The 9,520-nt window shown below is 37.0% G+C and carries 12 protein-coding genes; 6 read left to right on the forward strand and 6 right to left on the reverse strand.

The window, feature by feature from the left end; translation table 11 throughout:
- Positions 1–131: 131 nt before the first annotated feature.
- Complete coding sequence (locus IEX65_RS27265; RefSeq protein WP_188771458.1) at positions 132–503, forward strand: hypothetical protein; 372 nt, start codon at positions 132–134, stop codon at positions 501–503.
- A 54-nt stretch (positions 504–557) separates the two neighbouring features.
- On the opposite strand, the gene IEX65_RS27270 is transcribed toward IEX65_RS27265, so the two are convergent.
- Positions 558–2,210 carry a L,D-transpeptidase family protein gene (locus tag IEX65_RS27270; protein WP_229250933.1) on the reverse strand — a complete coding sequence of 551 codons (1,653 nt, stop codon included), beginning with the start codon at positions 2,208–2,210 and terminating at the stop codon, positions 558–560.
- A 34-nt stretch (positions 2,211–2,244) separates the two neighbouring features.
- Positions 2,245–2,883: a murein L,D-transpeptidase catalytic domain family protein gene (locus IEX65_RS27275; protein ID WP_188771463.1), complete on the reverse strand. Its 639-nt coding sequence runs from the start codon at positions 2,881–2,883 to the stop codon at positions 2,245–2,247.
- Between the two features lie 191 nt (positions 2,884–3,074).
- Here IEX65_RS27275 and IEX65_RS27280 point away from each other — a divergent pair, with 191 nt between their 5' ends.
- The 4 genes from IEX65_RS27280 to IEX65_RS27295 all read left to right on the forward strand — a co-directional run bounded on the left by IEX65_RS27280 (position 3,075) and on the right by IEX65_RS27295 (position 5,980).
- Positions 3,075–3,674 carry a DUF4136 domain-containing protein gene (locus IEX65_RS27280; protein ID WP_188771465.1) on the forward strand — a complete coding sequence of 200 codons (600 nt, stop codon included), beginning with the start codon at positions 3,075–3,077 and terminating at the stop codon, positions 3,672–3,674.
- Positions 3,675–3,726: 52 nt separating this feature from the next.
- Positions 3,727–3,888 (forward strand): hypothetical protein, encoded by a 162-nt coding sequence (locus IEX65_RS27285; RefSeq protein WP_188771466.1) that lies wholly within the window; start codon positions 3,727–3,729, stop codon positions 3,886–3,888.
- A gap of 291 nt (positions 3,889–4,179) precedes the next feature.
- Positions 4,180–4,893 carry an RNA ligase family protein gene (locus tag IEX65_RS27290; protein ID WP_188771468.1) on the forward strand — a complete coding sequence of 238 codons (714 nt, stop codon included), beginning with the start codon at positions 4,180–4,182 and terminating at the stop codon, positions 4,891–4,893.
- Positions 4,877–5,980, forward strand: coding sequence for an AAA family ATPase (locus IEX65_RS27295; RefSeq protein ID WP_188771470.1), 1,104 nt, complete (start codon positions 4,877–4,879; stop codon positions 5,978–5,980). The genes IEX65_RS27290 and IEX65_RS27295 overlap by 17 nt, the downstream gene beginning before the upstream one ends.
- Positions 5,981–6,011: 31 nt before the next feature.
- On the opposite strand, the gene IEX65_RS27300 is transcribed toward IEX65_RS27295, so the two are convergent.
- From IEX65_RS27300 to IEX65_RS27315, 4 genes are all read right to left on the reverse strand, one after another.
- Positions 6,012–6,794 carry a hypothetical protein gene (locus tag IEX65_RS27300; RefSeq protein ID WP_188771472.1) on the reverse strand — a complete coding sequence of 261 codons (783 nt, stop codon included), beginning with the start codon at positions 6,792–6,794 and terminating at the stop codon, positions 6,012–6,014.
- The gene (locus tag IEX65_RS27305; protein WP_188771474.1) at positions 6,781–7,212 is read right to left on the reverse strand and encodes an ABA4-like family protein; all 432 of its coding nucleotides are present in this window, start codon (positions 7,210–7,212) and stop codon (positions 6,781–6,783) included. The genes IEX65_RS27300 and IEX65_RS27305 overlap by 14 nt, the downstream gene beginning before the upstream one ends.
- Position 7,213: 1 nt before the next feature.
- Positions 7,214–7,636: a DUF2141 domain-containing protein gene (locus IEX65_RS27310; RefSeq protein ID WP_188771476.1), complete on the reverse strand. Its 423-nt coding sequence runs from the start codon at positions 7,634–7,636 to the stop codon at positions 7,214–7,216.
- 87 nt (positions 7,637–7,723) lie between these two features.
- Positions 7,724–8,314, reverse strand: a complete 591-nt coding sequence (locus IEX65_RS27315; RefSeq protein WP_188771478.1) for a Crp/Fnr family transcriptional regulator — start codon at positions 8,312–8,314, stop codon at positions 7,724–7,726.
- A 147-nt stretch (positions 8,315–8,461) separates the two neighbouring features.
- Here IEX65_RS27315 and IEX65_RS27320 point away from each other — a divergent pair, with 147 nt between their 5' ends.
- Positions 8,462–9,433 (forward strand): formylglycine-generating enzyme family protein, encoded by a 972-nt coding sequence (locus IEX65_RS27320; RefSeq protein ID WP_188771479.1) that lies wholly within the window; start codon positions 8,462–8,464, stop codon positions 9,431–9,433.
- Positions 9,434–9,520: the final 87 nt, after the last annotated feature.

A 9,520-nucleotide genomic window follows, 5' to 3' on the forward strand; every position in this document is an offset into this window, starting at 1 on the left:
CGAGATTAGAACGAAATTAGAATTGAGTATTTTTACTCAAAAAAGTCTTTCAATCTTTGTTTTGTATTTATTTCGAGTATAATTTTGAATTGTCGCCGAAAGGAGACATGTAACAAAAATTATTCGAAAAAATGAAAAATACACTCAACGCCTTAGTGGTGTTATCGGCTTTGGCGATAACTACCACGAGCTTCGCACAGACAAAAGCTCCTAATTCGGCTAATTATAAGCAACAAAATCAGCTTTTAGGACGCAAACAGACGGCCACAGCTCCTGCTCAAGTTCAGTTGAATAATGATTATTCAACTAATCCTCAAGCTAATCATCGTAATTATAAAGCACAAAACACGCAAGAGTCTACTTCAAAAGTGATGATAGTTGCTGTAAATAATGATGATAAACTTAAAAATTATAAGCAGAAGAATTTGTTAACAAGAAATGGCCGTGATGCCAACTATAAGAAAATAAATAAGGCCGATTCGACCACAGTAGTTGCAGAATAAGTTGAAATAAAAAGAGTAGCCTTAAAAAAGCTACTCTTTTTATTTATGATAGGCTTATTGAAGTGATTTTGCCCCGCCCGACTGCCCGAAGATTTCTTGAGATAGTTTCTCATCCAAATCATAAATGTCTTTTCTGAAATTTAGCTGCCCCGAACTACTCACCCAAGTCGTAAAATAGACGATATAAACAGGAACCGTCGGTTTGACTTTAATGATGTTTTCTTTGTCGGTTTCGAGTACTTCATCTACTTTTTCGCTGCTCCAGTTTGCATTGTTTCGGAGTAAATACAAAGCCAATTTTCGTGGTTCAGCAAGTCTGATACAACCGTGGCTAAAGGCCCTGTTCGATTCGTTAAATAGTCCTTTTGATGGTGTATCGTGCAAATAAATGCTATAACTATTCGGGAACAAAAACTTCATTTTGCCCAAAGAGTTTTTATTGCCAGGTTTTTGTCGGAAATTATAAGGTGGAATACTATTGGCGTATTTCGACCAGTTGACACTCGAAGGGTCGATGACTTTATTTCCCGATAACACTTCCATATTATTTCTGCTTAGGTATGATGTTCCTTGTTGAAGTTTGGGCATGATTTCATTGCGTATGATACTCGTGGGTACATTCCAATAAGGGTTCAGCACCACCATTGATAAATCGCCCCTGAAAATACTCGTCTTTGAAGCCTCTTTTCCTACAACTACATTCATATCCCACGCCAGTTTTTTGTTTTCAAAAACATGTAGCCTAAATTCAGGGATATTTACCATCAAATAATCATTTTCTAATTCGACTGGTGCCCAGCGGAGGCGTTCCATGTTTATCATCATCTGTCTGATTCGAGCCTCAATTGGCACATTCAAAGCTGCCAAAGTTGCTGTACTAACTTTACCGTTTTCTGCCAAGCCCATACGTTTCTGAAAACGCTTCACGGCACTGGCCAGCGAATCGGTAAAGAGCATGGTAGTATCTTTCTCTTTCCAGTCGCCTGTAATCAGAAAATAGTTTTTTAGATTCAAGACCGAAGAATCTTTATCGCCCAAAGCAAGCACTTTTTTAGAAGTAATGATTTTCGGGAAACCACCTTTTTTCTGAATCTCTCGGTACTGACGAAGTTTCTCTTTGAGTGCGATATAATACTGATTAACAGGCTCTTGTACTCTATCGGCTTGCTTGCTTGATACCAACGAGTCGAGCAAAGCTTGATAATTTTTCTTTTTGCGAGGAATAAACCACTCAAGGTCAATAGGGTTTTTGGTCGTGCCGCCGTAGGCTCGGTGAGCAAACTTAAAGAAGGTAGTTGTGAGCAATAATTCCAGATTATGCATGCGGTCTTTGTGCTTCAAAAACTCTTTTTCGTTGTATTGAGCATCGGCCAATAAACTATCTAAAATATCATTATTGAGGGTGCTATCGGCAAAGTCATTGCTATAATTTTGAAGTTGACTGTAAAAGTCGGGTGCAGCGTGTGATAAGCCATTTTTATTGAGCCACGCAAACTGAAAATTTCGGCGGGAATAAAATGCCGAAACCTCATTTTTTATCGAATCTGTACTGTTATAAGTTTTGAAGAAACTGGAGATTTCGAGGCTATCAACCTTCAAATCGGTGAAGTTTTCATTCGAATAGACACTTTCATCGGCCAAAACTACTTTCTTTTTAGATTTGTCTTTGCAGCCTGTAAGGGCATTGATTAAAAACAATGCAATCATAAGAGAGGAAATACCTCGAAAAAAGACTGACTTTCTAAGCGTGTATATAGAGTAAACTGCCATTAGCGAGTACAGGAACTACCTGCGGAATTAGTTCGTTTGGCACGGCTGGACAGCCATAACTGCGGCCAAGTCTGCCAAATTGATGAATAAATGATTGACTAACGTAAGCAGCTCCATGAATAATAATTTCTCGACGACGGGCATTATCATTAACGCCTTTTTGCAAGCCTTCCAATAAAAGAGCATCGCCATGTTTCGGACTTTTAATCGGACTTCCGACCATATAAAAACCCAAACTGCTTTGGTGCGATTCCATCTTATTAGAGAACGAACAAGCTATATTTTCGCCTGATTTCTGACCATGAGCTACTAAAGATGAAATTAACAATTTTTTTTGTGAAATATCAATCACAAAAAGTCGTTCCACGCTCGATGGTAGAGAAAAATCCACAATTGTGATAATAGGTTTGGCAGGATGAAACTTCTGAAAACCCTCTAAAGACTCCTTGAAAGCTTCAAATTTTACTTTTCCAGCCAAGCTACATTCGTCATATAATTGATGAATCGTATCTGTTTCGCAAGCAATTTGGGCTTTTGAAACTGTATTTTCTTGTGGTTTGACTACACAAAGATTGAGCAAGAAGTATAGAAAATGAAAACTCGTAAACATAATAATTGCAATTTATAGACCATACTTTTATAAACACCATTTAGCAAGAAAATATTGCAAGAAATAAGATTTTTCTAAGAATATACTTTTTGTGTAATGTGCCGAATACTGATTGCTATCATACTTTTATGTGCCGTTTGACATAAAATAATAGATAGATTGAGGGTAGTTTTGAGAAAAATCAGAAAGACATGAAACGAATCGTAGTTGTAATATTTTTAGCCGTATTGAGCTTTAGCTGTACTCGAAATCTGCACATCGAACGAGAGCCAAATATTGCTATCGAGCAATACCGAACTTATGGGTGGAATAAACTCGAAACTACCAAAGCATCACATCCGCTTTACAGTTCGGTCGAGTTGAATCAGACCATTATGCGAGAGATTGATAAAAACTTAGCAAAAAAAGGTTTTCGTAGAAATATCGCCACACCCGAATTTTTGGTTGATTTTCATATTTATGTAGAAGAACAAAAATTCCAGAATTTGGTGTGTGGAGCTGGGTTTTATAGAGGCGAACGATATTTACCCGATTTGAGTCAACGTACTTACTGCGAAAGCCCCGAAATTGTAAAATATGATGACGGAACGCTAATTATTGATATAGTAGATGCCCAAACAGGGCAATTAGTTTGGCGTGGAACTGCGGGCGAAATCATTGACAATCCTGCTTATGCGACCGAGATTTTTCGTAAGAAAGTAAAACGCATTTTAAAGAAATTCCCAGTTCAAAAAGCAGGAAATACTACCAAACAAAAGACTGATTTAGAAAATGTGATTTCGGTAAAGTGAGGTTTTTTAGTCCACAGTCTATGGTCAACAGTCCACAGAGTTTTAGAAAAAAATGTATTTGAATAAAATCCCGAATGGATGGTATGATTATAGAAAAAAAGGTAATCGAAATTCTGAATCCCGAATGGATGAAATAGTTGTCGGGTATTCTACGAAAGCCACTCGATTAAACGAATTGAAAAGTCGAAGTATGAAAGTAATTTGGGGCAAATAAATGGTTAGGGCATTTCTTTACATGCTTTTTAAGGGCGTTGCCCTCAGTTAATGTGTTAAATGCCTTTTAGGCATAAATACTGAATAAGTTTAAAATGTGTAAGTTGAGAAATCATTCATAAGTTGTATGAATTAATAATTTATTTATAATTTTGCTACAGAAATCATTTGTATAGTTAAAATCTTCAAATTTTGAGAAGTCATGTAATGTTAAGTTGAAATCAGAGAGTTTTTGGTAAGCCGCAAAAGGTTTATCATGTTATTCTATTGTTTTTACTTAAATTTTATAATGATGGCTATTTCAAAAAAATATAGCAGAACCCTGCATTATCCGTTTTCGCCAGGAACTACCAGCGACGACCGCATAAACAATCAATATTGGCAAGATATACAGCAAATTAAGCAAATCGTTCATACAGAAAAGTTAGACGGGGAAAATAACTGCTTGAGTAAGTATGGTGTTTTTGCTCGTTCTCATGCTGCCCCTACTGAGTCGGCGTGGACTAAAAAACTGCGTGAGCATTGGACTCAAATAAAAAACCAATTGGGCGATTTAGAAATTTTTGGTGAAAACCTATATGCAATTCATTCGATTGAATATCAGCGTTTAAGCAATCATTTCTATGTATTTGCCATTCGAGAAAACGATTATTGGCTTTCTTGGGAAGAAGTAAAGTTTTATGCGGCTCTACTCGATTTTCCAACTGTACCAGAGTTAGGCATTGTTAATGCTCCGTTTGACCCAAAAGTGTTTGAAGAAAATATCTTTGGCTTTGTTGGCGAACCGAGTGTTTTTGGCTCGGTAGATGTTTTAGAAAATAAACCATGTGTAAAAGAGGGGATAGTTTCAAGAAATACCGCTTCCTTTCATGTAGATGATTTTTGTAAAAATGTTTTTAAGTATGTAAGGAAAGGTCACGTGAAAACTGATGAACATTGGACAAAAAATTGGAAAAAAGCCCCGTTAGTTTGGGAAAAAGGAGGTGACTATGTGGCAGTTAGCTAAAGATAAGCATTGGGATTTTCTTGTAGAACAATTCGATTGGCTAAAAGATATGGAAGCTGTGCCACAAGACCCCCGACATCATGCTGAGGGAAATGTAGATGTGCATACTCAAATGGTTTTAAAAGAACTTCTGTCTCTATCGGAGTTTCAGAAACTTGATGAACAAGCGAAAGAAATCTTAGGGGTAGTAGCTTTGATGCACGATATAGAAAAACGTTCGACAACCGTCATCGAAGCTGATGGAAGTATTACATCTAAGAATCATGCAAAAAGGGGCGAATTTACAGTTCGAGAAATTCTATATTGTGATATCGAAACACCGTTTTTCATTCGAGAACAAATTGCAAAACTGGTTAGGTATCATGGCTTACCTTTATGGATTTTTGAAAAATCTGACCCGCAGAAAACACTTTTGCAGGTAAGTTTAGAAGTCAATACCGAATGGCTTACCATATTTGCGAAGGCTGATGTGTTGGGTAGAATATGCGAAGACCAGTCAGAATTACTATACAGAATAGAATTATTTAAAGAATTGTGCATCGAAAATGATTGTTGGGGTAAACCCAAAGCTTTTTATTCTAATTTGGCAAAGTTTGAATATTTCATGAAAGAAGATAAACAGCCTAACTATCAGCCTTTTGATGATTATAAATCGGAAGTAATATTGCTTTCAGGCCTGCCCGGTGTCGGTAAAGATACCTATATTCGAAAGTACCTAAAAGATTACAAAATTGTATCTTTGGATGACATTAGGCGTGAACTAAAAATTTCTCCAACTGATAGCAAAGGAAATGGTAAAGTGGTTCAGTTAGCCAAAGAGCAAGCTAAGAAATACTTGCGTAATGAAACCCCATTTGTGTGGAATGCCACAAACATAACAAGACAAATGCGAGAACAATTGATAGATATGTTTACGACATACAAAGCAAGAACAACGCTCATTTATTTGGAAGTACCATTTACTGTGCAAAACAGACAAAATCAAAGTCGAGAGAGTATTGTTCCGCCGATGGCAGTTAGAAAAATGATTTCAAAACTTGAAATCCCTCAAATTTGGGAAGCAAATGAAGTGATTTATGTGGTTTGAAGCAGAAAAGGAGGATTATTTCCTCCTTTTCTTATAATTTTAAAAACGGCATTCCCATCAAAGCTTGAATCATTGTGAAGCAGACATACGCCAAATAAATGACCGAAAATACCCAAATAGCTTTAGTAGCGGTGGCAGACTCATATTTTTCTGAAACCCAATAACCAAAAATTGGAATGATTTGTAGAGCGTGAATACCAAAGAAGTGTGCCACTCGTAAATCGCCAAACATTGTACTCCAGTTGATTAATGGCAAGCCTTGTCCTCCATCATTTGCCCCGACGGTATGCCCATTTACACCACTTATATAGCCACCAAAAAAACTAAAGATTACGAAGTAAATCAAGCCAATCTGGATACTCAAAGCGAAAGGTGCAGAAATCGTATAAGTTTTTTGGCGAATAAAAGTAATGGCAATTCGTAAGGTTTGTACGGTTAAAACTACAATAAAAATACCCATTAAAGCATATAAAATTCCACCATAAATGCTTGAATTATTGAAGTGAGAAAGCTGCCCTTGGAATGCTTGCGAAATAATAGCAAACTGCTCAAATCCCATAGCTATGATGGCTACCCACGCATATTTTTTTACCTTACTTTGGTCATTAACATAGAATAAAAGTAAGGCCATTGTCCAAGCGTAAATCCAGATACTGAGAGCAAATTTTATGGGTTTTATCATCGAATTGATGCCCAAAACTACTTCTTTATTAAAAAAAGAGTAAAAAAAAAGCAGGATAGCCGCAATTAGGTTGACTGTTCCTAAGCTGGCAAGTAATTTATTTCTGCGATATATTTCATTAATGAGTGTCATTGTTAGATATAGATTTGATGGTTTTTATAATAAAGAAAATAAGGTAGCCCATAGGCCCAAACATGAATGTAAAAGGTAGTGCGAGCGTAGCCCACCAACGAGAAATTTGTAGTTCTTTTGCCTTGCGGACAATGTATGCCCCCACAAATAAATCGAAAGCTAAATAGTGAAACCAGCCCGCAGCCACGGCATTATCATTCTGAAACAATGCTTTTACGTTGGCCAATGTACTGAAACTATCGGCTTTAAAATCGCCAATATCTTTCAGAATCAAGAACGTATAAATGACCGAAAACAAGAGAATAAAGCCGTTCAAGATGATACTCTGCGTATGTTTCCAGTTTGGGGCAATGATTAGCAATAGCCAACCAAAAATGATAAAAGAATTACCAAATTGAAAAATTGAAGAAGCGTTCATGTTAGTCGATTAGTTTGATTGAAAATGTCGTATTTGAGGCATTAAAAACAACTTTACACTCTTCGTAGGCAGGTGCCGAAAACTTAGGTTTGATATTCTGCGAGAAGCCAAAAGGTTCTTTTGGATAACCTACTAAATTTGTGTCCAGTTTTTTGTTGCCGTTTGAATCTTGGTAAATAGCCAAAGCATATTCTCCCGCAGGAATGTCCGTAAACGTAAGAGTAACATCGCCAGTTTTTGTCGGCTTGAATTCTTTGGCAAAGGCGAATTTACCTTCGTCGGGAAATTTGTTTTCTTTCTTATAAAAAGCGATGCGGAGAATGGCGGTACTTTTTACATTAGAAACTTTTAAATTAAAACTTTGTGCTTGGCTTTCTGCAAAACCAAAGAAAAGGAGGGAAGTGAGCAAAAGAATTGATTTCATAATTTTGATTCTTAATTGATTCTGGGACAAAGTACCGAAATCTAAAACTCTTTTAGCTGTCACATTTGTTACAAAATGTTGAAGAAATTATTTCTTGGCGAGCATTTTTCGTATTCGGCTGAGCGATTGGCGTTCGATACCGAGATAAGATGAAAGATAAGTAAGCGAAATGCGATTGAAAAGATTGGGACTACGCTTGATAAAATTAAGGTAACGTTCTTCAGCTTTTTCAAATAAAAAACTCTCCAGACGGGTTTGCTGTTGCACCAAAACTTCTTCTGTTACCAAGCGACCGTAACGTTCGATGTTCTTGTATTCATTATACCCATCTTGCATTTCTGAATATGGCAAATTGACTACTACACTCGGTTCGAGGCATTGAAAATAGTATTTACTCGGTTTCTGCCTCACAAAAGCTCCATAATCAGTAGCATATTCCTTTTCTTTAACGAACGAAATGGTTATTTCATTGCCTTTGTCGTCAATGTAATACGACCGCATGAGTCCAGTTACAACATAACCAATGGCGGTTTGAATTTGCCCTGCTTTCAGGTAATATTGCTTAGTTTTAAACTCTGAAACGGTCAGACCTTTACTGATGTAGGCAAGTTCTTCGTCAGTAATTTGATTACAAATCTGCTTGTAAGATTCCAAATAGATGCTGATGGGTGTTTCCAATTTTGTGGCATAAATTTTCAATAAAGATATGAAAAACTTTTGTTCACTGATTTATCTTGTTTTGCAAAATATCTTGAAATTTCTATTCAATCATTTTAACCTAAGTCAATTCATCGACTATATTTGTAAAAAAAAACTTATTCAACCTTGAAAAAACTCACTATCTCCCTACTTTTCTTCACTTGCGTAGCTTTTCGCAATGAAGATTTTAAATCCTACACAGAGCATATCCCAGGTTTGCAGCATGGTTTAGAAATGCAGGCCATTCCCGCAGGCGAATTTATGATGGGAAGCCCAGAGTCTGAAAAAGACCGCAAACCCGACGAAGGCCCACAACACAAAGTAAAAATTGATGCTTTTTGGATGGCCAAATACGAAACTTCGTGGGAAATGTACGAAGCTTATTTCAATAAAGAATTGGAAGTAAAAGACGAAAAAAACACGGCTGAGGTCGCTACTCGTGTAAGCACAGTGGCACGTCCAACGCAGCCTTATGTCGAAATGTCGTTTGGACAAGGAAAAGAAAGTGGTTTTCCTGTTTGTAACGTAACGCAGTTTGCAGCTCGCTCATTTTGTAAATGGCTATATGCAAAAACTGGTCATTTTTATAGACTTCCAACCGAAGCTGAGTGGGAATATGCCGCTCGTGCTGGCTCGAAAACTACGTTTTATTTTGGAGATGATGCCTCTAAAATGAAAGAATATGCCTGGTATTTTGAAAATTCGGATGGAGCATACAAAAAATCTGGACAATTAAAACCTAATGCATGGGGGCTTTACGACATGTATGGAAACGTGGCCGAATGGACTTCTGACCTTTATGTAGCAGATTTTTATAGCAAACCAGAGGCTGCAAATAATCCTTATATTAAACCATCGAATCATTATCCACACGTCATTCGTGGCGGGCATTGGGACGATGATGCTGATAAACTCCGTAGTGCTTCTCGCCGAACTTCAACACCCGAATTGAAACAACGTGACCCCCAAATTCCGAAATCGGATTGGTGGTTGACTGATGCTCCATTTTTAGGTTTTAGAGTAGTTCGACCAGTAAAACAGCCTTCAAAAGAAGAAATCGAAGCTTACTTTGCTCGCCCTCCGAAAGATATTCCTTGATAGAATTCTTTATAAAAATTAAGGTAGTCCTAAAAATGTAATGCTTTCATTTCAAGGTTATAATTGCAAATAAAGTATTTGATTGCT

Origin of the sequence: Emticicia aquatilis, assembly GCF_014644295.1 — a bacterium.
In the GTDB taxonomy this organism is placed as follows: Bacteria; Bacteroidota; Bacteroidia; order Cytophagales; family Spirosomataceae; genus Emticicia; species Emticicia aquatilis.

Bases quoted from the DNA above. Each gene is read 5' to 3' on its own strand.
- IEX65_RS27270 (WP_229250933.1), bottom strand. From the start codon at position 2,210: ATGATTGCATTGTTTTTAATCAATGCCCTTACAGGCTGCAAAGACAAA.
- IEX65_RS27265 (WP_188771458.1), top strand. From the start codon at position 132: ATGAAAAATACACTCAACGCCTTAGTGGTGTTATCGGCTTTGGCGATA.
- IEX65_RS27295 (WP_188771470.1), top strand. From the start codon at position 4,877: ATGTGGCAGTTAGCTAAAGATAAGCATTGGGATTTTCTTGTAGAACAA.
- IEX65_RS27300 (WP_188771472.1), bottom strand. From the start codon at position 6,794: ATGACACTCATTAATGAAATATATCGCAGAAATAAATTACTTGCCAGC.
- IEX65_RS27305 (WP_188771474.1), bottom strand. From the start codon at position 7,212: ATGAACGCTTCTTCAATTTTTCAATTTGGTAATTCTTTTATCATTTTT.
- IEX65_RS27275 (WP_188771463.1), bottom strand. From the start codon at position 2,883: ATGTTTACGAGTTTTCATTTTCTATACTTCTTGCTCAATCTTTGTGTA.
- IEX65_RS27310 (WP_188771476.1), bottom strand. From the start codon at position 7,636: ATGAAATCAATTCTTTTGCTCACTTCCCTCCTTTTCTTTGGTTTTGCA.
- IEX65_RS27285 (WP_188771466.1), top strand. From the start codon at position 3,727: ATGTATTTGAATAAAATCCCGAATGGATGGTATGATTATAGAAAAAAA.
- IEX65_RS27280 (WP_188771465.1), top strand. From the start codon at position 3,075: ATGAAACGAATCGTAGTTGTAATATTTTTAGCCGTATTGAGCTTTAGC.
- IEX65_RS27290 (WP_188771468.1), top strand. From the start codon at position 4,180: ATGGCTATTTCAAAAAAATATAGCAGAACCCTGCATTATCCGTTTTCG.